Genomic DNA, 25,141 nt, shown 5'->3' on the forward strand with positions numbered 1-25,141 from the left:
AAATACTGACCAACCCATTAGGCTGCCGGAATCACTTCTGGCCGGGAATTTACGATGCCCTTTGTTCACCGTTCGGCACTGCCAGCATTGTGCCTGTCGCTACTTATTACCAGTGCCTTTTCCGCACAGGCCGCTGACGCCCCTGCACCGGCCGCCGAAAAACCGGTCGAACGCCAGCCTTTGCTCGAGCGTAGCCAGGAGGAGGCCAGCGCCCTGGAGCGCAAAATACCGCAACAGGAACAGCAACAATTGCAGGCCGGCAGCGATTCATTCCTCGCCCTGTGGAAACCGGCCAACAGCGCCGAGCCCGAGGGTGTGGTGATTATCGTACCGGGCGCCGGCGAAAGTGCTGACTGGCCGCAAGCAATCAGCCCGTTGCGGCACAAATTGCCAGATGCCGATTGGGGCACCCTCAGCCTGTCGCTGCCGGATGTGACTGTGGACACCCTGCCACCACGCGTGATGGAAGCGCCCAAGGCCACCGTCGACACCAGTAGCAAAGAGGCGAGTACCGCCGACAAACCTATCGAACAAGCCGCCAGCGCCGAAGCCGAAGGCACCGACCCGGCCGTGGTACCTGGCGCCGATGAACAGGACAAGAGCGACGCTTCGCGCATCTTCGCGCGCATCGACGCCGCCGTGGCCTTCGCCCAGACCCAGAGCGCACGTAGCGTGGTACTGCTAGGGCATGGCACCGGCGCCTGGTGGGCCGCACGTTATTTGAGCGAGAAGCAGCCGTCCCAGGTGCAGAAGTTCGTCATGGTCGCGGCGCAGACGCCTACCGGGCGCCATCCGGATGTGCAACAACTGGCCCCCGGCCTGAAGTTGCCGACCGCCGATGTCTTCTATCAAGACAGCGCTCAATCACGCAAAAACGCCGTGGCCCGCGCCCAGGCGGCCAAGCGCTTGAAGAATGACGGTTACAAGCAGGTGTCGTTGAAAGCCTTGCCCGGCAACAGTGATGCCGGGCAGGAGCAGTTGTATCGCAGGGTTCGCGGCTGGTTGAGCCCGCAGGCCAGCGTCGACTGAAACCTAGCGAAAATCCCGGCGCTCGCGAATCAACGTATAGGCGTTGTGCAATTCACGGGTACGCTCGGTCGCCTCACGCACCTGCGCGGGGCTGGCACCCGTGCCGGCAATCTTGTCCGGGTGATGGCGACTGAGCAGCCGGCGATAAGCCTGCTTGATTCCCGATGGCTCGGTGGTGGCCGTCACTCCCAGCAAGCGCAACGCCTCCTGATACGTGATGCCGCGACTGACCAATGGCCTGTGCTCAGGCTTGAAGTCAGCGGCCAACGCCTGGAGCTGTTGTGGCGTCCAGCCCAGCCATTTGCCCCACAGGTCGATCAGGTCGCGCTCGGCGTCATCCGCCTTGCCATCGGCCCACGCCATACGCCAGCACGCGCGCAAGACACCTTCGGCGGCATGGGGCTGCGCCTTGAGCACACGCAAGTAGCTGCGCACCCGGTCAGCGCCGGACTTGCCGCGATTGAACGCCGCAATGGCACGGCGCTGGGCCGACTCGGTCATGTCCAGCGAACGCATCTCCTGGCGCGCCTGATGGATATGCCCATCGACCACGCGTCCATTGCTCTTGGCCAGACGCCCCAGCAACACAAACAACAACTCGTCGTTGCGCAACGCTGGGCGCCCACCTAGGCGCTCGCGCAATTGCGCCCAGCTGTGCAGTTGCAGGCGGCGGTCCAGCGCCTGCCCCAACAGTGCACCCAACATGGCCCCCGGAATACTGGCAATGGCAAAGCCAGCCCCCGCGCCGATCAGCGTCCCTGGCCACAGCATGCTACTGCCCCGCTGTCAGCAGGGTTTCGACCTGTGCCAGGCGCTCCAGCGTGCCGACGTCAATCCAGCGTCCCGCCATGTGTTCCCCCGTTACCAGACCTTTGGCCATGGCTGCCCGCAACAGCGGCGCCAGCTTGAAGGCACCCGCGCTGCACCCCTCGAACAGCTTGGGGTCGAGCACGGAAATGCCACTGAAGGTCAGGTTATCGGCACCGGCCGCCGCATCATGAAGCAAACCTTGATCCAGGTAGAAATCGCCACCCGAGGGGTGATGCGCCGGATTATCGACCATCACCAGATGGGCCAGACCCTGAAGCGGTTGCTTGAGCCGGGTGAAGTCGTAATCGGTCCAGATGTCGCCATTGACCACCAGGAACGGTTCATCCCCCAGCAACGGCAGTGCCTGGAAAATCCCGCCGCCGGTTTCCAGCGGCTCACCCTCGGCGGAATAACGGATGCGCACGCCAAACTGCGCACCATCCCCCAGGTAACTCTCGATCTGTTGGCCGAGCCAGGCATGGTTGATCACAATATCCGTGAAGCCGGCCTTGGCCAGCGCCTCCAGGTGATATTCGATCAGGCGCTTGCCGCCGGCCTGCACCAGCGGTTTGGGCGTATGCAAGGTGAGCGGACGCATCCGCTCGCCTTTGCCGGCCGCCAGGATCATCGCCTTCATACGCCTGCCTCGGCGGGCTGGCGCAGGCTGGCGAGCAATTCACCCAGTTCGCTCAGCTCCGGGCGGTCGGCCAGCACCGCTTCTATATAGGCAAAGAAGCGCGGCACATCGGCCAGGTAACGTGGCTTGCCGTCGCGATGGCAGATGCGCGCGAAGATGCCGATGACCTTGAGATGGCGCTGCACCCCCATCAGGTCGCTGGCGCGCAGGAAGTCCTCGAAGTCCGCCTGCACCGGGATGCCCAGTTTCGCGGCACGCTCCCAGTAGCCGCGCTGCCAGTCCCGCACGCGGGCCTTGGGCCAACTGAGGAACGCGTCCTTGAACAGGCAGGTGATGTCATAGGTGACCGGCCCGTAGACCGCATCCTGGAAATCCAGCACACCAGGATTGGGTTCGCTGATCATCAGGTTGCGCGGCATGTAGTCGCGGTGCACCAGCACTTTCGGCTGCGCCAGCGCGCTGTCGATCAGGTGGTCACTGACGCGCTGCCAAAGCGCTTGTTGCTGTGTATCCAACTCGATACCCAAGTGCCGGCGTACGTACCACTCGGGAAACAATTCCAGCTCGCGGCGCAGCAAGGCGACGTCATAGCTGGGCAGCGGCGCGTCCATCGGCAACTGCTGGAAAGCCAGCAAGGCGTCGATGGCATCGGCAAACAAGTGATCGGCATTTTTGTCGTCAATCACGTCCAGGTAGGTTTTTTGGCCCAGGTCATTGAGCAAAAGAAAGCCGCGCGGCAAATCTTCTGCATAAATTTTTGGAACATTTATGCCTGACTTCGCCAGCAAATGAGCGATATCGACGAAAGGTTTGCAGTTTTCCTGGGGGGGTGGCGCGTCCATTACGACAAAGGTCCGGCCACCACCTTGCCAACGGAAGTAGCGCCTGAAACTCGCGTCGCTGCTGGCCGCGGTCAATGTGGCCGGGGGTACGGCACCCCAGCCTTGAGCATTGAAAAGGATCGGCAACTGCTCATCCAGCCAGACTTCCAGCTGTTGTAAACGTAGATCTTGCTCGGGCATTACAAGGGTCTCCGACGGCGCTAGCCGTCAAGCGGGGCATGCTTTATTATCACGCATCTTTTTCAGACCATCGAGAGGCGTGCGGCCCAAACCGCGGGCAGATGGCACGCAGGAAGCCCGGACTAATAAGATGGCATTGAAATCCCCCGCGTTTCGTAGAAAATTTCCGTTGCTGGTAACCGGCAGTCTGCTGGCCCTGCAACCCTTCGCCACTTCATTCGTGGTCGCCGCGGAACAGTATGACTGCTCAGTCTCTGCTTCGGGTGCCTGGGATTGCGCGCCAAAAACCGCCGCAGCCCCACTACCACCACGCCCGGTGCATGACGGTGCAGCCGTCAGCTCCGCCAACAGCACGGCGCAGGCCGATGCTGGCGGCAAAGCCGAGGCCGTGCCGCAGACCGCTCTGGTCACCGAAGCCAAGGGCCGTGGCCTGCGTTCGCGCAGCGCCGACTACAGCCACCTGGACTGGGTGCCCCGCGACAAGCTGACCGCAGCACAGTTGGCCGAAACCGGCCCTTACTGCGGCGGTGCGTACATCGAGCCGACTCGTCCTGGCATGAACGACAAGACGAACAAGAGCGATGCGCCCACCTTCATCGGTGCCAAGGCCTCTCGTTACGAGCAGGAACAACAAGTGGCGACCCTGGCCGGTGACGTGGTCATGCGCCAGGGCAGCATGCAGCTGGAATCCGAGGAAGCCAGCCTGTACCAGGCCGAGAACCGTGGCGAGCTGAACGGCAAGGTCCGTCTGCGCGACAACGGTGCACTGATCGTGGGCGACCACGCCGAAGTGCAACTCGACACCGGCGCAGCCCAGATCGACAACGCCGAGTACGTGCTGCACAAGTCGCGTATCCGCGGCAGCGCGTTGTATGCCAAGCGTGCAGAAAACGCGATCATCCGTCTCAAGGACGGTACGTACACCACCTGCGAGCCGGACAGTAACGCCTGGCAGCTCAAGGGCAACAACATCACGTTGAACCCGGCCACCGGCTTCGGTACGGCCACCAACGCGACGTTGCGGATCAAGAACATCCCGATCCTGTATACCCCCTACATCTATTTCCCGATCGACGACCGTCGTCAGTCCGGCTTCCTGCCACCAAGCTTCAGCACCGGCAGCGAAACCGGCTTTACCCTGGTTACGCCGTACTACTTCAACCTGGCACCGAACTACGATGCCACGTTGTACCCGCAATACATGACCAAGCGCGGCATGATGATGGAAGGCGAATTCCGCTACCTCACCAAGTCCAGCGAGGGCCAGTTCGGCGGCGCGTACCTGAACGACGACAACGACGAGCGCAAGCGTCAGACCGATTACGAAAAAACCCGCTACATGCTCAACTGGCAACACAAGGGCGGGCTGGATTCGCGCGTGCTGACCCAGGTCGACTACACCACGATCAGCGATCCTTACTACTTCCAGGACCTCAAGTCCTACCAGGAAGGTGTCGAGAGCCGGGACTACATCAACCAGCAGGGCTCCGTGACTTATCGCGGCGATTCGTTCCAGGCGCGCTTGAATGTACAGGCGTATCAACTGGCGACGATTTCCCAGATCACACCTTATGACCGGTTGCCGCAGATCACCTTCAATGGTCAGCTTCCGTACCATCCAGGCGGCCTGAACTTCAGCTATGAAACCGAAGCCGTTCGGTTTGAGCGCAGCCTGGAGAACGGTAACTTTATCAATGAAAACGGTGACTCTGAGCGTCGTCTGGATACCTATGTCACAGGCCTGACCCGTGCCAACGGTACTCGCCTGAACGTGGCGCCGGCTGTCGACTACCCGATGAACTGGACCTACGGCTTCATTACGCCGAAGCTCAAGTATGTGTATACCAAGTACGATCTTGATCTTGATAACCAAGGCAAGAACGACATTGTTGTTGCACAGGCAAACGCAACTGCAGCCAACCCATATGCAGGCGGCGTCTTCAAAAGCTCCCAGGACCGCGCGGTTCCGGTGGCCAGCATCGACAGCGGCCTGTACTTCGACCGTAACACCAACTGGTTCGGCAAGGATTATCGTCAGACCCTTGAGCCGCGTGCGTTCTACCTGTACGTACCGAACAAGGACCAGGCTGATATCCCGGTCTTCGACACCAGCGAGTACTCCTTCAGCTATGCCTCGCTGTTCCGCGACAACCGCTTCAGCGGTTCCGACCGTATCGGCGACGAGAACAAGCTGTCTCTGGGTCTGACCAGCCGCTGGATCGAAGACAACGGTTTCGAACGTCAGCGCGTCTCCGTGGGCCAGGCGCTGTACTTCAAGGATCGTGAAGTGCAACTGCCAGGTGTCCTGGCCGCCGACCGTGCCGATGCACGATCGGACGTATCGCCAGTCGCCCTTGACTATGAGTTCCGCTTCAACCGTGACTGGCGCGCCACTGCCGACTACAACTGGGACACTGAAGAACACAGTCCTCGTTCCGGCAGCGCGATGCTTCACTACCAGCCGGAAGACAACCCGAACAAGATCATCAACGTTGGTTATCGCTATCGTAACGACCAGGTCGTCTACAACCAGCTGACCGGCAAATGGCAGTTCGGTGGCGACTACGGCCAGCCAGGCGATCCGAATTTCGTGAAGGATTACTACAAAATCCAGCAGCACGACTTCTCGATGATGTGGCCGATCGTTCCGCAGTGGAACCTGATCACCCGCTGGCAGTATGACTACGCCCGCAACCGTACCCTGGAAGCCTTCGGTGGTTTCGAGTACGACAACTGCTGCTGGAAACTGCGCGTCATCAACCGTTACTGGGTTTCCAACGACGAATACAGCCAGATCGCCCCGCTTAACGAAAAGGGTGACCACGGGCTCTTCTTCCAGATCGTCCTCAAAGGACTCGGCGGCCTGACCGGCGCCAAGGTAGAGAGCTTCCTCGACAAAGGCATTGAAGGTTATCGTGAACGTGAAGACCAAGCTTTCTGATTGTCTGCGCCCGCTAGTACTGGGCGCGCTGTTCCTGGGTACCGCTTCGGCGCACGCTGCGGTTCAGCAACTGGATAAGGTCGTGGCCATCGTCGATAACGACGTGATCATGCAGAGCCAACTGGACCAGCGCGTCAAGGAAGTCCAGCAAACCATCGCCAAGCGTGGCGGTGGCGTGCCGCCGACCAGCGTCCTGGACCAACAGGTGCTGGAGCGCCTGATCGTCGAGAACCTGCAACTGCAGATCGGCGATCGTTCCGGCATCCGCATCTCGGACGAAGAACTGAACCAGGCCGTCGGCACCATTGCCCAGCGCAACAACATGAGCATCGATCAATTCCGCGCGGCCCTGGCCCACGATGGTCTTTCGTATGAAGACGCCCGTGACCAGATCCGCCGTGAAATGATCATCAGCCGTGTGCGTCAGCGCCGTGTTGCCGAGCGAGTTCAGGTGTCGGAGCAGGAAGTGAAGAACTTCCTGGCGTCGGACCTTGGCAAGATGCAGCTCTCCGAAGAACTGCACCTGGCCAACATCCTGATCCCGACTCCGGACAGCGCCAACTCCGAGCAGCTCAATGCCGCCGCCGCCAAGACCCAGGCTATCTATGATCGCTTGAAGGCGGGGGCCGACTTTGCCCAAATGGCGATCGCCCAGTCTGGCAGCGACAACGCCCTGGAAGGTGGTGACATGGGCTGGCGTAAAGCTGCTCAATTGCCCCCTCCGTTCGACCGCGAGCTGAGCGCAATGGAAGTCGGTGGCATCACCCAACCTGCGCGCACACCGGGTGGTTTCATCATCCTGAAGCTCCTGGAAAAACGCGGCGGCGAAACTTCGCTCAAGGATGAGGTGCACGTTCGTCACATCCTGGTCAAACCAAGCGAAATCCGCACCGAAGCGCAAACCAAGGAGCTGGCCCAGAAGATCTACGACCGTATCGAAAGCGGTGAAGATTTTGGCACCCTGGCCAAGAGCTTCTCGGAAGACCCGGGTTCCGCGCTCAACGGCGGCGACCTGAACTGGATCGACCCGAAAGCCCTGGTGCCGGAATTCCAGCAGGTCATGGCCGACACCCCGCAGGGCGTGCTGTCCAAACCGTTCAAGACCCAATATGGCTGGCATGTGCTGGAAGTCCTTGGCCGCCGCGCCACCGACAACACCACTCAAGCCCGCGAGCAACAAGCGCTGAACGTACTGCGTAACCGCAAATACGACGAAGAGCTGCAAACCTGGTTGCGTCAGATCCGCGACGAAGCCTACGTTGAGAACAAGCTGCCAGGCGCCCAAACAGGCACCGACCAGGCAGCGCAGTGAAACCACAGCGTTTCGCGGTGACACCCGGCGAGCCGGCCGGCATTGGTCCTGACCTGTGCCTGCTGCTCGCCTCGCAACCCCAGCCACACCCCCTGATCGCCATTACCAGCCGTGACCTGCTCCTTGAGCGGGCCGCGCAGCTGGGTGTGGCTGTCACTTTGCTGGGCGTGACGCCGGGCAACTGGCCCGATATGCCCGCCCCCGCCGGCAGCCTGTATGTGTGGGACACCCCACTGCAAGCCAAGGTGATTGCCGGGCAACTGGACAAGGCCAACGCAGCGTTCGTGCTCGAAACCCTGACCCGCGCCGGGCAAGGCTGCATCGACGGCGACTTCGCCGGCATGATCACGGCCCCGGTGCACAAGGGTGTGATCAACGAATCCGGCATCGCTTTTTCCGGCCATACCGAATTCCTTGCCGAACTGACCCACACCAAGCAGGTGGTGATGATGTTGGCCACGCGCGGCCTGCGGGTCGCCCTGGTGACCACGCACCTGCCGCTGCGTGACATTGCCGATGCCATCACCGCCGAGCGACTGGAGCGCGTCACGCGCATCCTGCACGCCGACCTGCAACAGAAATTCGGCATTGCCCAGCCGCGCATCCTGGTCTGTGGGCTCAACCCCCACGCCGGTGAAGGCGGCCACTTGGGCCACGAAGAAATCGACATCATCGAACCCACCCTGGAGCGTCTGCGCCAAGAAGGCATGGACCTGCGCGGCCCACTGCCTGCGGACACTCTGTTTACCCCCAAATATCTGGAGCACTGCGACGCAGTGCTGGCGATGTACCACGACCAGGGGCTGCCGGTGCTTAAATACAAAGGCTTCGGCGCCGCCGTCAACGTGACACTGGGCCTGCCGATCATCCGCACCTCCGTCGACCATGGCACCGCCCTGGACCTGGCGGGCAGCGGCAAGATCGATACCGGCAGCCTGCACGTGGCCCTGGAAACCGCCTATCAGATGGCCGAGACCCGTATATGACTGAGCATTACCAACACCGGGCGCGCAAGCGCTTCGGGCAAAACTTCCTGCACGACGCTGGCGTGATCGATCGCATCCTGCGCTCCATCCATGCCAAGCCCGAAGACCGTCTGCTGGAAATCGGCCCGGGCCAGGGTGCGCTGACCCAAGGCCTGCTGGCCAGCGGTGGCCAACTGGATGTGGTGGAGCTGGACAAGGACCTGATCCCGATCCTCAACCAGCAGTTCGCCGGCAAGCCCAACTTCAACCTGCATCAGGGTGATGCGCTGAAGTTCGACTTCAACACCCTCAACGCCGCGCCCAACAGCCTGCGCGTGGTGGGTAACCTGCCGTACAACATCTCCACCCCGTTGATTTTCCACCTGCTGAACAACGCCGGGATCATCCGCGACATGCACTTCATGCTGCAAAAGGAAGTGGTCGAACGCCTGGCAGCAGGCCCTGGCGGTGGTGATTGGGGCCGTCTGTCGATCATGGTTCAGTACCACTGCCGCGTCGAACACCTGTTCAACGTTGGCCCGGGTGCTTTCAACCCGCCGCCGAAGGTCGACTCGGCCATCGTGCGCCTAGTGCCCCACGCCGTACTGCCACACCCGGCCAAAGACCACCGCCTGCTGGAGCGCGTCGTACGCGAAGCGTTCAACCAGCGTCGCAAGACCCTGCGCAACACGCTCAAGGCCTTGCTGAGCAATGCCGAGATCGAAGCTGCCGGCGTCGATGGCAGCCTGCGTCCCGAGCAACTGGACCTGGCCGCATTCGTACGCCTGGCCGACCAGTTGGCCATCCAGCCTGCGCCCGCAGCGCAATAGAGCATCCTGGGGATAGGCCAGACAGCATGTCTGGCCTAGTGCCCACCTATTGGCCTAGACTGACCCGCATCTGCTGTCCTCCGCTTTTAAGGCCTCTTGCATGTCCGATCCTCGCTACCAGATCGACGTCAGCGTCGTCACCCGCTTCCTGGCGGACCAATCGCAACCTGAACAGAACCGCTTCGCCTTTGCCTACACCATCACGGTGAAAAACAACGGGCTGGTACCGGCCAAGTTACTGTCACGCCACTGGGTGATCACCGACGGTGACGGCCAGGTTGAAGAAGTACGCGGCGCAGGCGTGGTCGGCCAGCAACCGCTGATCGACAGCGGCGCCAGCCACACCTACAGCAGCGGCACGGTAATGACCTCCAAGGTCGGCACCATGCAAGGCTCGTATCAAATGAAGGCCACCGACGGCCAACTGTTCGACGCCATCATCGCGCCGTTCCGTCTTGCCGTGCCGGGAGCCCTGCACTGATGACGACGTATGCGGTCGGCGACCTGCAAGGTTGCCTGCAGCCGCTCAAGTGCCTGCTTGAGCGCGTAGCCTTCGATCCGGCAAGTGACCGCCTGTGGTTGGTCGGCGACCTGGTCAATCGCGGTCCACAGTCTTTGGAGACGCTGCGCTACTTATATAGCCTGCGCGATTCCCTGGTATGTGTATTGGGCAACCACGACCTGCACCTGCTGGCGGCTTGCAACAACATCGAGCGCCTGAAAAAGGGCGATACCCTGCGGGAAATCCTCGAAGCACCCGATCGCGCCGAGTTGCTCGACTGGCTGCGCCGCCAGAAAATCATGCATTACGACGAAGGCCGTAACGTGGCCCTGGTCCATGCTGGCATACCGCCCCAATGGTCATTGAAGAAAGCCCTCAAGTGCGCAGCCGAAGTCGAAAGCGCCCTGGCCGATGACAACCTGTACACCGCCTACCTCGACGGCATGTACGGCAACGAGCCGGTGAAGTGGGACAACGACCTCACCGGCGTCGCGCGCCTGCGGGTCATCACCAACTACTTCACGCGCATGCGCTTCTGCACCGCCGAGGGCAAGCTGGATCTCAAGAGCAAGGAAGGCGCCGACACCGCGCTTCCCGGCTATAAGCCTTGGTTCGCCCACAAAGAACGCAAGACCCGTGACACCAAGATCATTTTCGGTCACTGGGCTGCACTTGAAGGCAAGTGCGATGAGCCTGGCGTATTCGCCCTCGACACCGGTTGCGTGTGGGGCGGCGCCATGACCCTGATGAACCTCGACACCGGCGAGCGTTATAGCTGCCAGTGCGAATCCCCCCTGCCCGTTACACTGCCGGCTGCCGCCAGGCCCTAGGAGCCATCCATGAGCGAATTCAAACGTATCCCTCCCGAACAAGCCCAGGCCCTGCGCGAGCAAGGTGCCGTGGTGGTCGACATCCGTGACCAACCGACGTACAACGCCGCCCACATCACCGGCGCCCAACACCTGGACAACGTCAACATCGCCGATTTCATCCGTGCCGCCGACCTCGACGCACCGGTGATCGTGGCCTGCTACCACGGCAATTCCAGCCAGAGCGCGGCGGCCTACCTGATCAGCCAAGGCTTCTCGGACGTCTACAGCCTGGACGGCGGCTTTGAGCTGTGGCGTACGACCTATCCTGCGGAAATTTCCTCGGGCAATTCGCAATAATTTTTTTCACACCCCGCTACCCCGCGTGACGCTTGGGCTCGCGCCGTTTCTGACGAACGGCGCAGCCAAACTAATTGCGCATCGCGCCTTGACCTCTCAGATTCCGAACTATCCTTAAGCGCAGGCCATCCGAATCAGGGGAGAGCCGGTACACCGGCGTGCGGGTCATCGGTAGCGTTTCAGGGTGTTCTGGGGGGAAAACAGCCATTGGCGTCTGTCAATGTCTGCCAGCATCGACTGATTGATCCGGCGTCGGCTCCACGTATCGAGCGAGGTGACGACGTCATGAGTATTTTCAGCCACTTCCAACAACGCTTCGCGTCCACACAGCAGGAAGAACTCACGCTGCAAGAGTATCTCGAGCTGTGCAAACAGGATCGCAGCACCTACGCGTCTGCCGCCGAACGCCTGCTGCTGGCAATTGGCGAGCCGGAGCTGATCGACACCTCGAACAATTCGCGGCTGTCGCGAATATTCTCCAACAAGGTGATCCGTCGCTATCCGGCCTTTGAAGACTTCCACGGCATGGAAGAATGCATCGACCAGATCGTCTCCTACTTCCGCCATGCCGCCCAAGGCCTTGAAGAGAAGAAACAGATCCTCTACCTGCTCGGCCCCGTCGGCGGCGGTAAATCGTCCCTGGCCGAGAAGCTCAAACAACTGATCGAGAGGGTGCCCTTCTACGCCATCAAGGGCTCACCGGTGTTCGAGTCACCCCTGGGCCTGTTCAACGCCACGGAAGATGGCGCGATCCTCGAAGAAGACTTCGGCATCCCACGTCGTTACCTCAACACCATCATGTCGCCCTGGGCCACAAAGCGTCTGGCGGAGTTCGGCGGCGACATCAGCCAGTTCCGCGTGGTCAAGCTCTACCCGTCCATCCTCAACCAGATCGGCGTGGCCAAGACTGAACCGGGCGACGAGAACAACCAGGACATCTCGGCCCTGGTGGGCAAGGTCGATATTCGCAAACTCGAGGAGTTCCCACAGAACGACGCCGACGCCTACAGCTACTCGGGCGCACTGTGCCGGGCCAACCAGGGCCTGATGGAGTTCGTGGAGATGTTCAAGGCACCGATCAAGGTGCTGCACCCACTGCTTACCGCTACCCAGGAAGGCAACTACAACAGCACCGAAGGCCTCGGTGCGATCCCGTTTACCGGGATCCTACTGGCCCACTCCAACGAATCGGAGTGGCACACCTTCCGCAACAACAAGAACAATGAAGCGTTCATCGATCGGATCTATATCGTCAAGGTGCCGTACTGCCTGCGGGTCAGCGATGAAATCAAGATCTACGACAAGCTGCTGTTCAACAGCTCCTTGGCCAAGGCGCATTGCGCACCCGATACGTTGAAGATGCTCGCCCAGTTCACTGTGCTGTCGCGCCTCAAGGAGCCGGAAAATTCGAATATCTATTCGAAGATGCGCGTGTACGACGGCGAAAACCTCAAGGACACCGACCCCAAGGCCAAGTCGATCCAGGAATACCGCGACACCGCCGGTGTGGATGAGGGCATGAACGGCCTTTCGACGCGCTTTGCGTTCAAGATCCTGTCCAAGGTCTTCAACTTCGACCCCCACGAAATTGCCGCCAACCCGGTGCACTTGCTCTATGTGCTGGAGCAGCAGATAGAACAGGAGCAATTCCAGGCGGAAACCCGCGAACGCTACCTGCGTTTCCTCAAGGAATACCTGGCGCCGCGCTACATCGAGTTCATCGGCAAGGAAATCCAGACTGCGTACCTGGAATCCTACAGCGAGTACGGCCAGAACATCTTCGACCGCTATGTGTTGTACGCCGACTTCTGGATCCAGGACCAGGAATACCGTGACCCGGAAACCGGCGAGATCCTCAACCGCGTAGCCCTCAACGAGGAACTGGAAAAGATCGAAAAACCCGCCGGCATCAGCAATCCGAAGGATTTCCGCAACGAGATCGTCAACTTCGTACTGCGCGCCCGCGCCAACAACAACGGCAAGAACCCTACCTGGCTCAGCTACGAGAAGCTGCGGGTGGTCATCGAGAAGAAAATGTTCTCCAACACCGAGGACCTGCTGCCGGTCATCAGCTTCAATGCCAAGGCAAGCAAGGAGGACCAGCAAAAACACAACGACTTCGTCACACGAATGGTCGAGCGCGGCTACACCGACAAACAGGTACGGCTGCTCTCCGAGTGGTACCTGCGGGTGCGCAAATCGCAGTAAGGCAGCGACAGGCGTGCGCTGCCGGGCTTCTGGCCTGGCAGCCGACCGCTTGTCTCTAAGCTTCCAGCTCGCGGCTCGAAGCTTGTAACGTGAAGCTGCCCGGAGGGCTCCCCATGAGCTATGTGATCGACCGACGCCTCAATGGCAAGAACAAGAGCACGGTAAACCGCCAGCGTTTCCTGCGGCGTTACCGTGACCACATCAAAAAGGCCGTCGAAGAGGCCGTCAGCCGCCGCTCCATCACGGACATGGAGCATGGCGAGCAAATCAGCATTCCCGGACGGGATATAGACGAACCCGTACTGCACCACGGTCGGGGCGGCAAGCAGACCGTCGTGCACCCCGGCAACAAGGAGTTCACCACCGGCGAACATATCCAGCGCCCCCAAGGCGGTGGCGGCGGCAAAGGCCCAGGCAAGGCGGGCAACTCCGGCGAAGGCATGGACGAGTTCGTGTTCCAGATCACCCAGGAAGAGTTCCTTGAGTTCATGTTCGAGGACCTGGAACTACCCAACCTGGTCAAGCGCAACCTGACCGGCACCGACACCTTCAAGACCGTGCGTGCCGGGATCAGCAACGAGGGCAACCCCTCGCGCATCAACATCATCCGTACCCTGCGCTCGGCCCATGCCCGGCGTATCGCCCTGTCGGGCAGCAGCCGCGCCAAACTGAAGGAGGCCAAGGAAGAGTTGGCGCGTTTGAAGCGTGAAGAACCGGACAACTTCGGCGATATCCAGGAAATCGAGGCAGAAATCGAGAAACTCAGCGCGCGTATTCACCGTGTGCCATTTCTCGACACCTTCGACCTGAAGTACAACCTGCTGGTAAAGCAACCCAACCCCAGCTCCAAGGCCGTCATGTTCTGCCTGATGGACGTGTCCGGCTCCATGACCCAGGCCACCAAGGACATTGCCAAGCGCTTCTTCATCCTGCTGTACCTGTTCCTGAAACGGAACTACGACAAGATCGACGTCGTGTTTATCCGCCACCACACCAGCGCCCGGGAAGTGGACGAAGAGGAGTTCTTTTATTCGCGGGAAACCGGCGGCACCATCGTCTCCAGCGCCTTGAAGCTGATGCAGGAGATCATGGCCGAACGCTACCCGGCCAATGAATGGAACATCTACGCGGCGCAAGCCTCGGATGGCGATAACTGGAACGACGACTCGCCCATCTGCCGTGACATCCTGATCAACCAGATCATGCCGTTCGTGCAGTACTACACTTACGTTGAAATCACCCCCCGTGAGCACCAGGCCCTGTGGTTCGAATACGAGCGCATCGGCGAAGCCTTTGCCGACACATTTGCCCAGCAGCAACTGGTCTCGGCCGGCGATATTTACCCGGTCTTCCGTGAACTCTTCCAGCGCAGGTTAGTGACATGACCGCCAAAAAAGAGCATAAGCGCCAACCCATCTCCACCGGGTCTGAGTGGACCTTTGAACTGATCCAGGCCTATGACCGGGAAATCAGCCGCATCGCGGCGGGTTATGCCCTGGACACCTACCCCAACCAGATCGAAGTGATCACCGCCGAGCAGATGATGGATGCCTACGCCTCGGTGGGCATGCCCCTGGGCTATCACCATTGGTCCTACGGCAAGCACTTCCTCAGCACCGAAAAGTCCTACACCCGCGGCCAAATGGGCCTGGCCTACGAGATCGTGATCAACTCGGACCCGTGCATCGCCTACCTGATGGAAGAAAACACCATCTGCATGCAGGCACTGGTGGTGGCCCATGCCTGCTACGGGCATAACAGCTTCTTCAAGGGCAATTACCTGTTCCGTACCTGGACCGACGCCAGTTCGATCATCGATTACCTGGTGTTTGCCAAGCAGTACATCATGCAGTGCGAGGAGCGCCACGGCATCGATGCAGTGGAGGACCTGCTCGACTCTTGCCACGCGCTGATGAACTACGGCGTCGACCGCTACAAGCGCCCGTACCCGATTTCCGCCGAGGAAGAACGCCTGCGCCAGAAGGAGCGCGAGGAGCATCTGCAGAAACAGATCAATGACCTGTGGCGCACCATTCCTAAAAAAACAGGCAAGAACAGCGACAAGGACAACGCACGCTTCCCCGCCGAACCTCAGGAAAACATCCTCTATTTCCTGGAAAAACACGCACCGCTGCTGGAACCGTGGCAGCGGGAAATCGTGCGGATCGTGCGCAAGATCGCCCAATACTTTTATCCACAGCGCCAGACCCAGGTGATGAACGAAGGCTGGGCCACGTTCTGGCATTACACACTGATGAATGACCTGTACGACGAAGGCCTGGTGACCGACGGCTTCATGATGGAATTCCTCACCTCCCACACTAGCGTGGTCTTCCAACCCGGCTTCGACAGCCCCTACTACAATGGCATCAACCCCTATGCGCTGGGCTTTGCGATGTACCGCGATATCCGCCGCATGTGCGAGCACCCCACCGAAGAGGACCGCCGCTGGTTCCCGGAAATCGCCGGCAGCGACTGGCTGTCCACCATCAAGTTCGCCATGAGCAGCTTCAAGGACGAGAGCTTTATCCTGCAGTACCTGTCGCCGCAGGTGATCCGCGACCTCAAGTTGTTCAGCATCCTCGATGACGACCTAAAGGATGACTTGGTAGTGCCCGCGATCCACGACGAACCCGGCTACCGCACCATCCGTGAAACACTGGCGGCGCAGTACAACCTGGGTAACCGCGAGCCCAACGTGCAGATCTACAGCATCGATGTGCGCGGCGACCGTTCGCTGACGTTGCGTCACCAGCAGCACGACCGCAAACCCTTGGGCGAATCCACCGAGGAAGTACTCAAGCACCTGCATCGGTTGTGGGGCTTCGACATTCATCTGGAAACCCTGCAAGGCGACCAGGTGATGAAGACCCATCATGTGCCGCCGCGCAGTGATCACAACGACAACGACTACGGCCGCCTGGACCTGGCCGTCGTTCATCTCTGAAACAGCAAAGCCTCCATTGCTCAGGCACAGGCGGTATCCTGTGCCGCTAATGGAGGCTTTTTCATGAAAATCTACAAAGTCGGCGGTGCCGTCCGTGACCGCTTGCTGGGCATCAAGGTCACCGACATCGACCGCGTCGTCGTAGGCGCAACTACCGAAGAGATGCTGGCCAAGGGTTTCAAACCTGTTGGCGCTGACTTCCCGGTGTTCCTCGACCCGAAAAACGGCGACGAGTACGCCCTCGCCCGCACTGAACGCAAAAGCGGCCGTGGTTACGGCGGTTTTGTGTTTCACGCGAGCCCAGAAGTGACGCTGGAAGAAGACCTGATCCGTCGCGACCTGACCATCAACGCCATGGCCGAAGACGATGACGGCAAGTTGACCGACCCCTATCACGGCCAGCGCGACCTTGAAGCCCGTATTTTGCGTCACGTTTCCCCGGCGTTCGCCGAAGATCCTTTACGTGTACTGCGCGTAGCGCGCTTTGCAGCACGTTACGCGCAGCTGGGTTTTACCGTCGCCCCGGAAACACTTGAACTGATGCGACAGCTCAGCGAATCCGGCGAACTGGAAGCCCTGACGCCCGAGCGCAGCTGGAAGGAAATCTCCCGGGCGCTGATGGAAGATCAACCCCAGGTGTTTATCCAGGTATTGCGTGACTGCGATGCGCTGAAAACCCTGATGCCCGAGGTCGATGCACTGTTCGGCGTGCCACAACCCGAAGCCCATCACCCGGAAATCGACACCGGCGTGCACACCTTGAGCGTGCTGCAACAGGCCGCCGTGCACCAGCAACCGCTGACGGTGCGCTGGGCCTGCCTGCTGCACGACCTGGGCAAGGGCACGACGCCTGTGGATAAGTTGCCGCAGCACATCGCCCATGAACACCGGGGCTTGAAGCTGATCAAGGCGGTCAATGAACGCTTCAAGGTGCCGAGGGATTGCCAGGAATTGGCACTGCTGGTGGGCCAATATCACACCCACGGCCATCGGGCACTTGAGCTGAAGGCCTCGACATTGTTGGAGTTGCTGCAAAGTTTCGACGTATACCGTCGACCGCAGCGCTTTGAAGAGTTCGTGGTCGCTTGCGAGATGGACGCCCGCGGTCGCAAGGGCCTGGAGCAAAGAAGTTATCCACAGGCGGATTATTTGCGCGGGGCGGCAAAGGCGGCCCGCGAGGTAGCCGTTGCACCACTGCTGGAGAAAGGCTTCAAAGGCCCGGAGCTGGGTGAGGCGCTCAAGCGCGAACGGCTCAAGGCACTCAAAATCTACAAGGAACAACACGCCTTCATGTAGGAGCGAGCTTGCTCGCGAAGAACGTCAACGATAACGCAGCGCTCTCAGGTCCTTCGCGAGCAAGCTCGCTCCTACAGAAGAGCGTTTGGTGTCAGTGGCTGGCCCTGCCATTCGAACGCGACGGGCGCCAGCACCTGGTCGATCTGTGCATCGCGCCACAACTCGGCCAGCGTCTTGCCCACCTCAGGATGCACGCGCTCCGGCGCCATCAGCGACAGCGGCCACAACACGAAGGCGTTTTTCAGGATCTCGGCCCTAGGCAGGATCAAACCGTCAAAGTTGCCTACCAGGTCGCCAAACAACAACACGTCGATATCCAGCGGCAGCCCTTTGCGGTCCGGCGCATAGCGACCATTATCGGCCTCGATGAATTTCAACCGGCGATCCAACTCCATCAACGGCAAACCGGTATAAGCCGACACCACCAGATTGAAGAACGGCCCACTTTTTATGCCCACCGGCTGGCTTTCGAACACCGCCGAGCAGCGCATATCGGTCAAGAAACTCGCCAGCGCATCCAAGCCGGCGCACAGGTGAGACTCGCGCTCGATATTGCTGCCTAGGCCAAGGTAAACCTGAGTTAGCGACATCCGCGCTCGATCTCCACGCCCACGCCCTTGGCAGCCGTTACGGCGCCTGGCTTGGTCAACTTGAGGTGCAGCCAGGGAATCTGGAATTCACTCATCAACACTTCGGCCAGGCGCTCGGCAAAAGTTTCTACCAGTTGGTACTGGGATTGCTCGGCGAAGGCCTGGATACGCGCGGACACGCTGGCGTAATCCAGTGCCAGGGTCAGGTCGTCACCGGCGGCGGCCGGGCGATTGTCCCAGGCAAAGCTGAGGTCCAGGCGCAGGCATTGGCGGATTCCGCGCTCCCAGTCGTAGGCCCCGATGACGGTGTCGACTTCCAGGCCTTCGATAAACACTCTGTCCAAGCACTCTTCTCCGCAGCACGACAAGGGCGCGATGCCCCGTTAGAATCAGGGCGTCCTCGCCCGGAATAGTTAGCATGTTTTGGTCACTGGCGATCTTCGCCTACCTGCTCGGCTCGCTGTCCTTCGCCATTTTGCTCAGCCGCCTGACGGGAAACCCCGATCCGCGAATGAGTGGCTCAGGCAATGCCGGCGCCACCAATATGTTGCGCCTGGCCGGCAAGAAACTCGCCGTGCTGACGCTGCTGGGCGACCTGTGCAAGGGCTTGTTGCCCGTGCTGATCGCCAGCCTCGCCGGCCTGCCCCTGCAACAGCAGGCCTGGATCGGCGTCTGCGCGGTCCTCGGCCATCTGTTTCCCCTGTACTTCCGCTTTCGCGGCGGCAAAGGCGTCGCTACAGCAGCCGGCATGTTGCTGGGGATTTACCCACCGGCAGCATTGCTGGCTGTACTCGCCTGGCTGCTGACGTTCTACCTGACCCGCACCAGCTCACTCGCCGCACTGATCGCCACCCCGCTCACCCTGCCGCTACTGGCCTGGCAAGAACCGGCGGCGCTGCTGCCGATGAGCGTACTGACACTGCTGATCGTCTGGCGCCACCGAGGCAATTTACGCGACCTGTTTGCCGGGCGCGAACGGCATTTTTAAATACCTTCAATTCAGGTTGAGGCTTTACAGCGGCGACAACTGCTCCATCGGCCAACGTGCCTGCACGCTGATCGCCAGGCTTTCATGCTGCCCGGCCTGCAGGCGCTGGCAACCGGCGTAGGCGATCATCGCGCCGTTGTCGGTGCAGAATTCTGGCCGCGCGTAGAACACATCGCCTTTCATGTCGCCGAGCATTTTTTCCAGCGAAGTGCGCAAGGCCTTGTTGGCACTGACGCCGCCGGCGATCACCAGGCGCTTCATGCCCGCCTGCTTGAGGGCGCGCTTGCACTTGATGGTCAAAGTCTCCACCACGGCCTGCTGGAACGCCAGCGCGATGTCGCAACGGGCTTGATCACTGTCGTCCCCGGCGCTGACGCTGTGCTGCCAAGTGTTCAACGCGGAGGTCTTCAAGCCGCTGAAGCTGAACATCAGGCCGGGGCGATCACACATCGGGCGCGGGAAGGTGTAGCGGCCGGCCACGCCTTTTTCGGCAAGACGGGCGATTTCCGGGCCGCCGGGATAATTGAGGCCCATCATCTTCGCGGTCTTGTCGAAGGCTTCACCGGCAGCATCGTCCAAAGATTCACCCAAAAGGGTGTATTGGCCGATTCCGTCCACCTGAACCAGCTGCGTATGACCGCCCGAAACCAACAAAGCGACGAACGGGAACTGTGGCGGGGTTTTCTCCAGCATGGGCGCCAATAAATGGCCTTCCATATGGTGCACGCCGAGCGCCGGAATGCCCCAGGCGAAGGCCAGCGCCTGGGCGCAAGAGGCCCCAACCAGCAGGGCTCCGACCAATCCAGGGCCAGCGGTGTAGGCGATGGCATCGATCTCGGTCGGCACGCAGCCGGCCTCGTCCAGCACCTGGCGGATCAGGGGCAGCATGCGCTTGACGTGATCACGGCTGGCCAGCTCCGGCACGACGCCGCCATAGGCACGGTGCAGGTCGATCTGACTGAACAGCGCATCGGCCAGGAGCCCGCGTTCACTGTCGTAAAGTGCGACACCGGTTTCGTCGCAGGAGGTTTCAAGTCCCAGTACTAGCATGGGTTTGCGCCTTGTAGAGGCTGAATTCGAAGGCGCGCATAATAGTCGCCACTCCCCCTCCCGACTAGCGGTTTTCGATCAGAGGCTTTGCATTCCGGGCAATGAGGGGTTAACATCCGCAACCCTTAAAAACCGACGACCTCAGCCGCGAATTTTTTGCGACGAGAACGTTGATCCCGGTAATGAAAGAAGGTAGCTCTGGATGCCAGCCGTCAAAGTTAAAGAGAACGAACCCTTCGACGTAGCTCTGCGTCGTTTCAAGCGCTCCTGCGAAAAAGCCGGTGTACTGGCTGAAGTTCGTAGCCGCGAATTTTACGAGAAGCCAACTTCTGAGCGTAAGCGCAAAGCAGCAGCCGCTGTTAAGCGTCATGCCAAGAAAGTTCAGCGCGAACAGCGCCGCGCCGTTCGTCTGTACTAATACACAGACGTTCGTAGCAAGCTTCTGCCAAGCCCGGCCCTCAGCCGGGCTAATGGCATTTGCGGATATCGCTTGATGCTTCACCGTTGACGCCGCACATGCGACCGAGACAACTGCTTCACACGTCAGGACTGGCTCTTTTGCCAGCGGTGCACGTCTCTTCTGACGAGCCTATCAAGGCTACTGACGAGCACACTCATTCTGTAAACAGCCGACCAACCGTGTCGACTGCGCCCAACGAGGCGTTTCCGAGGCCCATCAACGGCCAAGACCGGACGCCGGGGCAACATTTCCACACCGAAGACTGATCAGAAACTAACGTCAGTGAATATTCGGCAGATACACTTCCGTACAACCCATGCAGTCGCTGGATGCTCGAGCACTCGATACGCGCGCTTGAACACCTCACGGGCCCTCATTTACACGCAGTGATGACGAGAACGCCATGGCCGGGCTGATTCCCCAGAGCTTTATTGACGACCTTCTGAACCGCACCGACATCGTCGATGTGGTCAGCTCGCGCGTGCAAATGAAGAAAGCCGGCAAGAACTACATCGCCTGCTGCCCGTTCCACAAGGAAAAGACTCCGTCATTCAGCGTCAGCCCCGACAAGCAGTTCTACTACTGCTTCGGTTGCGGCGCAGGCGGCAATGCCCTCGGCTTCATCATGGACCACGACAACCTGGACTTCCCCCAGGCCGTCGAGGAACTGGCAAAAGCCGCGGGCATGGAAATCCCCCGCGAGGAGAGCGGTCGCCCGCACAAACCACGGCAACCCACCGATTCGCCGCTGTACCCGCTGCTGACCGCCGCTGCCGACTTTTACCGTCAAGCCCTTAAAAGCCATCCGCAGCGCAAGGCCGCCGTCGATTACCTCAAGGGTCGTGGCCTCACCGGCGAAATCGCCCGCGACTTCGGCCTGGGGTTCGCCCCACCCGGCTGGGACAACCTGTACAAGCACCTGAGCAGCGACACCCTCCAGCAAAAGGCCATGATCGACGCCGGCCTGCTGGTGGAGAACGCCGAGACCGGCAAACGCTATGACCGCTTCCGCGACCGCGTGATGTTCCCGATCCGCGACAGCCGGGGCCGCATCATCGCATTTGGTGGCCGCGTACTGGGAGACGACAAGCCCAAGTACCTGAACTCCCCGGAAACCCCGGTGTTCCACAAAGGCCAGGAACTCTACGGGCTGTTCGAGGCACGCAAGAACAACCGCAACCTCGATGAAATCATCGTGGTCGAAGGCTACATGGACGTGATCGCGCTTGCCCAACAAGGCCTGCGCAATGCCGTCGCCACTTTGGGCACCGCCACCAGCGAAGAACACATGAAACGCCTGTTTCGTGTGGTGCCCAGCGTGTTGTTCTGCTTTGACGGCGATCAGGCCGGTCGCAACGCCGCCTGGCGCGCGCTCGAAGCTACGCTGTCGAGCCTGCAGGACGGACGCCGTGCGCGCTTCCTGTTCCTGCCCGAAGGTGAAGACCCGGACACCCTGGTGCGCTCCGAAGGCACCGACGCATTCCGCGCGCGCATCAATCAACACGCGCAGCCGCTGGCCGACTATTTCTTCCAGCAACTGACCGAAGAAGCAGATCCGCGCTCCCTCGAAGGCAAGGCCCATATGGCCACCCTCGCGGCACCGCTGATCGATAAAGTACCAGGCGCCAACCTGAAGTCCCTGATGCGCATGCGCCTGCTGGAAATCACCGGACTCAGCGGAGAAGCCGTCAGCCAGCTGGTGCACAACGCACCGCATGACGCCGCGCCACCGACCTACGACCCAGGCATGGATTACGACGCCATGCCGGACTATTCCGACTTCCACCAACCCCAGGAGGCCTACGCGCCCCAGCAGGAGTGGACGCCGAAGAAACCCGGTGCCGGCGGCAAGAAATGGGACAAGAAACCCTGGAGCAAGAACGGCAAGCGTGGTGACGGCGATGAGGCCTACGCCCCGCGCACCCCGGTTGCCGTGGAAGCACCGACACTGATTGCCCTGCGCACGCTCATCCACCACCCGCAATTGGCGGAGAAGGTCGAGAGCGCTGATCACTTTGCCAACGAAAGCAACACCTATGCCCAGGTTCTGATCGCCTTGATCGAAGCGGTACAGAAAAATCCTAAGCTAAACTCAATTCAATTGATGGCTCGTTGGCATGGCACTGAACAAGGCCGCTTGCTTAAAGCCCTCGCGGAAAAGGAGTGGCTAATTGACGGCGACAACCTTGAACAACAGTTTTTAGACACCATTAATAGGTTATCCGCGGGTCAGCACACGCAGACCCTCGATGAACTCATCAAGAGAGCAAGGCAGCCGGGATTGTCGGCTGAAGAGCAAATTCAGATAGCAAAACAGATGCGCGACCTCTTAAAACAGAATGTTTCCGCATCAAACCCGACCTCAGCTGGCGTGTGAGGTCATAGCTCGGGTATAATCCTCGGCTTGTTTTTTGCCCGCCAAGACCTTCAGTGGATAGGGTGTTATGTCCGGAAAAGCGCAACAGCAGTCACGTATCAAAGAGTTGATCGTTCTCGGTCGTGAGCAGGGTTACCTGACTTACGCGGAGGTCAACGACCACCTGCCTGAGGATATTTCAGATCCAGAGCAGGTGGAAGACATCATCCGCATGATTAACGACATGGGGATCAACGTATTCGAAATTGCGCCAGATAAGGATTCCCTTATGCTGGCGGACGCCGATACCGACGAGGCAGCCGCTGAAGAAGCGGCTGCCGCGCTGGCTGCTGTGGAGACCGATATCGGTCGCACGACGGACCCTGTGCGCATGTATATGCGCGAAATGGGTACCGTCGAGCTGCTGACACGCGAAGGCGAAATCGAAATCGCCAAGCGTATCGAAGAGGGCATCCGTGAAGTGATGGGCGCAATCGCGCACTTCCCCGGCACGGTTGACCACATTCTCTCCGAGTACACTCGCGTAACCACCGAAGGTGGCCGCCTGTCCGACGTCCTGAGCGGTTATATCGACCCGGACGACGGCATTGCGCCGCCTGCCGCCGAAGTACCGCCACCTGTCGATGCCAAGGCTGCGAAAGCGGACGACGACTCCGAAGACGACGACGCTGAAGCCAGCGGCGACGATGAAGACGAAGTTGAAAGCGGCCCGGACCCGATCATCGCTGCCCAGCGTTTCGGTGCGGTTTCCGATCAAATGGAAATCACCCGCAAGGCCTTGAAAAAGCACGGTCGCGCCAACAAGCAGGCGATTGCCGAACTGGTGGCCCTGGCTGAGCTGTTCATGCCGATCAAGCTGGTGCCGAAGCAATTCGAAGGCCTGGTTGAGCGTGTTCGCAGTGCCCTTGAGCGTCTGCGCGCCCAAGAGCGCGCAATCATGCAACTGTGTGTGCGTGATGCCCGCATGCCGCGTGCCGACTTCCTGCGCCAGTTCCCAGGCAACGAAGTCGACGAGAGCTGGACCGACGCACTGGCCAAAGGCAAGGCGAAATACGCCGAAGCCATTGGTCGCCTGCAGCCGGACATCATCCGTTGCCAGCAGAAGCTGACTGCGCTTGAAACCGAGACCGGCCTGACAATTGCCGAGATCAAGGACATCAACCGTCGCATGTCGATCGGTGAGGCCAAGGCCCGCCGCGCGAAGAAAGAGATGGTTGAAGCGAACCTGCGTCTGGTGATCTCCATCGCCAAGAAGTACACCAACCGTGGCCTGCAATTCCTCGACCTGATCCAGGAAGGCAACATCGGCTTGATGAAGGCTGTGGACAAGTTCGAATACCGTCGCGGCTACAAGTTCTCGACTTATGCCACCTGGTGGATCCGTCAGGCGATCACTCGCTCGATCGCCGACCAGGCCCGCACCATCCGTATTCCGGTGCACATGATCGAGACGATCAACAAGCTCAACCGTATTTCCCGGCAGATGTTGCAGGAAATGGGTCGCGAACCGACCCCGGAAGAGCTGGGCGAACGCATGGAAATGCCTGAGGATAAAATCCGTAAGGTATTGAAGATCGCTAAAGAGCCGATCTCCATGGAAACGCCGATCGGTGATGACGAAGACTCTCATCTGGGTGACTTCATCGAAGACTCGACCATGCAGTCGCCGATCGATGTCGCCACCGTTGAGAGCCTTAAGGAAGCGACTCGCGACGTACTGTCCGGCCTCACTGCCCGTGAAGCCAAGGTACTGCGCATGCGTTTCGGCATCGACATGAATACCGACCACACCCTTGAGGAAGTCGGTAAGCAGTTTGACGTGACCCGCGAGCGGATCCGTCAGATCGAAGCCAAGGCGCTGCGCAAGTTGCGCCACCCGACGCGAAGCGAGCATCTGCGCTCCTTCCTCGACGAGTGATACCAGAACCCCCGGCCCAGGCCGGGGGTTTTGTTTTGTATAGATAAAATCCCTCACAACCCCCCTCCCCCGCAATGCCCGTCTACACTC

At 60.2% G+C, this 25,141-nt stretch carries 22 protein-coding genes; 16 read left to right on the forward strand and 6 right to left on the reverse strand.

What is annotated here, in order from left to right:
• Positions 1–54 precede the first annotated feature (54 nt).
• On the forward strand, positions 55–1,029 hold the full coding sequence (locus BLR69_RS18595) for an alpha/beta hydrolase family protein (protein ID WP_071494310.1): 975 nt from the start codon (positions 55–57) through the stop codon (positions 1,027–1,029).
• Between the two features lie 3 nt (positions 1,030–1,032).
• On the opposite strand, the gene BLR69_RS18600 is transcribed toward BLR69_RS18595, so the two are convergent.
• From BLR69_RS18600 to BLR69_RS18610, 3 genes are read right to left on the reverse strand one after another with little or no spacing between them, the layout of a single operon-like run.
• Positions 1,033–1,800, reverse strand: coding sequence for a TerB family tellurite resistance protein (locus BLR69_RS18600; protein ID WP_071494311.1), 768 nt, complete (start codon positions 1,798–1,800; stop codon positions 1,033–1,035).
• 1 nt (position 1,801) lies between these two features.
• Positions 1,802–2,476 carry an N-acetylmuramate alpha-1-phosphate uridylyltransferase MurU gene (gene murU / locus BLR69_RS18605; RefSeq protein ID WP_071494312.1) on the reverse strand — a complete coding sequence of 225 codons (675 nt, stop codon included), beginning with the start codon at positions 2,474–2,476 and terminating at the stop codon, positions 1,802–1,804.
• The gene (locus BLR69_RS18610) at positions 2,473–3,498 is read right to left on the reverse strand and encodes an aminoglycoside phosphotransferase family protein (RefSeq protein ID WP_071494313.1); all 1,026 of its coding nucleotides are present in this window, start codon (positions 3,496–3,498) and stop codon (positions 2,473–2,475) included. Before BLR69_RS18610 ends, murU begins: the two co-directional genes overlap by 4 nt.
• Before the next feature lie 130 nt (positions 3,499–3,628).
• Here BLR69_RS18610 and BLR69_RS18615 point away from each other — a divergent pair, with 130 nt between their 5' ends.
• The 11 genes from BLR69_RS18615 (at position 3,629) to BLR69_RS18665 (ending at position 17,668) form a co-directional block, all read left to right on the forward strand.
• A complete protein-coding gene (locus BLR69_RS18615) occupies positions 3,629–6,439 on the forward strand; it encodes an LPS-assembly protein LptD (RefSeq protein WP_071494314.1) in 2,811 nt (936 codons plus the stop codon).
• On the forward strand, positions 6,414–7,751 hold the full coding sequence (locus BLR69_RS18620; RefSeq protein ID WP_071494315.1) for a peptidylprolyl isomerase: 1,338 nt from the start codon (positions 6,414–6,416) through the stop codon (positions 7,749–7,751). Before BLR69_RS18615 ends, BLR69_RS18620 begins: the two co-directional genes overlap by 26 nt.
• Positions 7,748–8,737 (forward strand): 4-hydroxythreonine-4-phosphate dehydrogenase PdxA, encoded by a 990-nt coding sequence (gene pdxA, locus BLR69_RS18625; RefSeq protein ID WP_071494316.1) that lies wholly within the window; start codon positions 7,748–7,750, stop codon positions 8,735–8,737. Before BLR69_RS18620 ends, pdxA begins: the two co-directional genes overlap by 4 nt.
• Positions 8,734–9,546, forward strand: coding sequence for a 16S rRNA (adenine(1518)-N(6)/adenine(1519)-N(6))-dimethyltransferase RsmA (gene rsmA, locus BLR69_RS18630; RefSeq protein WP_071490236.1), 813 nt, complete (start codon positions 8,734–8,736; stop codon positions 9,544–9,546). Before pdxA ends, rsmA begins: the two co-directional genes overlap by 4 nt.
• Positions 9,547–9,646: 100 nt before the next feature.
• Positions 9,647–10,027 (forward strand): Co2+/Mg2+ efflux protein ApaG, encoded by a 381-nt coding sequence (gene apaG, locus BLR69_RS18635; protein ID WP_010206973.1) that lies wholly within the window; start codon positions 9,647–9,649, stop codon positions 10,025–10,027.
• On the forward strand, positions 10,027–10,878 hold the full coding sequence (locus BLR69_RS18640; protein WP_071494317.1) for a symmetrical bis(5'-nucleosyl)-tetraphosphatase: 852 nt from the start codon (positions 10,027–10,029) through the stop codon (positions 10,876–10,878). The genes apaG and BLR69_RS18640 overlap by 1 nt, the downstream gene beginning before the upstream one ends.
• A 9-nt stretch (positions 10,879–10,887) precedes the next feature.
• The gene (gene glpE, locus BLR69_RS18645) at positions 10,888–11,217 is read left to right on the forward strand and encodes a thiosulfate sulfurtransferase GlpE (protein WP_071494318.1); all 330 of its coding nucleotides are present in this window, start codon (positions 10,888–10,890) and stop codon (positions 11,215–11,217) included.
• Positions 11,218–11,502: 285 nt separating this feature from the next.
• Positions 11,503–13,425 carry a PrkA family serine protein kinase gene (locus tag BLR69_RS18650; RefSeq protein ID WP_071494319.1) on the forward strand — a complete coding sequence of 641 codons (1,923 nt, stop codon included), beginning with the start codon at positions 11,503–11,505 and terminating at the stop codon, positions 13,423–13,425.
• Between the two features lie 113 nt (positions 13,426–13,538).
• Positions 13,539–14,810, forward strand: coding sequence for a YeaH/YhbH family protein (locus tag BLR69_RS18655; RefSeq protein WP_016977872.1), 1,272 nt, complete (start codon positions 13,539–13,541; stop codon positions 14,808–14,810).
• The gene (locus BLR69_RS18660; RefSeq protein WP_058424761.1) at positions 14,807–16,372 is read left to right on the forward strand and encodes a SpoVR family protein; all 1,566 of its coding nucleotides are present in this window, start codon (positions 14,807–14,809) and stop codon (positions 16,370–16,372) included. The genes BLR69_RS18655 and BLR69_RS18660 overlap by 4 nt, the downstream gene beginning before the upstream one ends.
• A 63-nt stretch (positions 16,373–16,435) precedes the next feature.
• Positions 16,436–17,668, forward strand: a complete 1,233-nt coding sequence (locus tag BLR69_RS18665; RefSeq protein ID WP_071494320.1) for a multifunctional CCA addition/repair protein — start codon at positions 16,436–16,438, stop codon at positions 17,666–17,668.
• 71 nt (positions 17,669–17,739) lie between these two features.
• Here BLR69_RS18665 and folK read toward each other — a convergent pair whose 3' ends face one another.
• Both folK and folB read right to left on the reverse strand, forming a co-directional pair.
• Positions 17,740–18,258 (reverse strand): 2-amino-4-hydroxy-6-hydroxymethyldihydropteridine diphosphokinase, encoded by a 519-nt coding sequence (folK, locus tag BLR69_RS18670; RefSeq protein ID WP_071494321.1) that lies wholly within the window; start codon positions 18,256–18,258, stop codon positions 17,740–17,742.
• Positions 18,249–18,602 carry a dihydroneopterin aldolase gene (gene folB / locus BLR69_RS18675; RefSeq protein ID WP_071494322.1) on the reverse strand — a complete coding sequence of 118 codons (354 nt, stop codon included), beginning with the start codon at positions 18,600–18,602 and terminating at the stop codon, positions 18,249–18,251. Before folB ends, folK begins: the two co-directional genes overlap by 10 nt.
• Positions 18,603–18,676: 74 nt before the next feature.
• On the opposite strand from folB, the gene plsY reads away from it, so the two are divergent.
• Complete coding sequence (gene plsY / locus BLR69_RS18680; protein ID WP_038843023.1) at positions 18,677–19,246, forward strand: glycerol-3-phosphate 1-O-acyltransferase PlsY; 570 nt, start codon at positions 18,677–18,679, stop codon at positions 19,244–19,246.
• A 24-nt stretch (positions 19,247–19,270) separates the two neighbouring features.
• Here the strand turns inward: plsY and tsaD are convergent, their stop codons facing one another.
• Positions 19,271–20,296: a tRNA (adenosine(37)-N6)-threonylcarbamoyltransferase complex transferase subunit TsaD gene (tsaD, locus tag BLR69_RS18685; RefSeq protein ID WP_071494323.1), complete on the reverse strand. Its 1,026-nt coding sequence runs from the start codon at positions 20,294–20,296 to the stop codon at positions 19,271–19,273.
• Between the two features lie 202 nt (positions 20,297–20,498).
• Here tsaD and rpsU point away from each other — a divergent pair, with 202 nt between their 5' ends.
• From rpsU to rpoD, 3 genes are all read left to right on the forward strand, one after another.
• A complete protein-coding gene (gene rpsU / locus BLR69_RS18690) occupies positions 20,499–20,714 on the forward strand; it encodes a 30S ribosomal protein S21 (RefSeq protein ID WP_002551877.1) in 216 nt (71 codons plus the stop codon).
• 445 nt (positions 20,715–21,159) lie between these two features.
• A complete protein-coding gene (dnaG, locus tag BLR69_RS18695; RefSeq protein ID WP_071494325.1) occupies positions 21,160–23,133 on the forward strand; it encodes a DNA primase in 1,974 nt (657 codons plus the stop codon).
• Positions 23,134–23,200: 67 nt separating this feature from the next.
• On the forward strand, positions 23,201–25,051 hold the full coding sequence (rpoD, locus tag BLR69_RS18700) for an RNA polymerase sigma factor RpoD (RefSeq protein ID WP_071494326.1): 1,851 nt from the start codon (positions 23,201–23,203) through the stop codon (positions 25,049–25,051).
• The last annotated feature ends 90 nt before the right edge of the window (positions 25,052–25,141 follow it).

Origin of the sequence: Pseudomonas azotoformans, from assembly GCF_900103345.1 — a bacterium.
In the GTDB taxonomy this organism is placed as follows: Bacteria; Pseudomonadota; Gammaproteobacteria; order Pseudomonadales; family Pseudomonadaceae; genus Aquipseudomonas; species Aquipseudomonas azotoformans.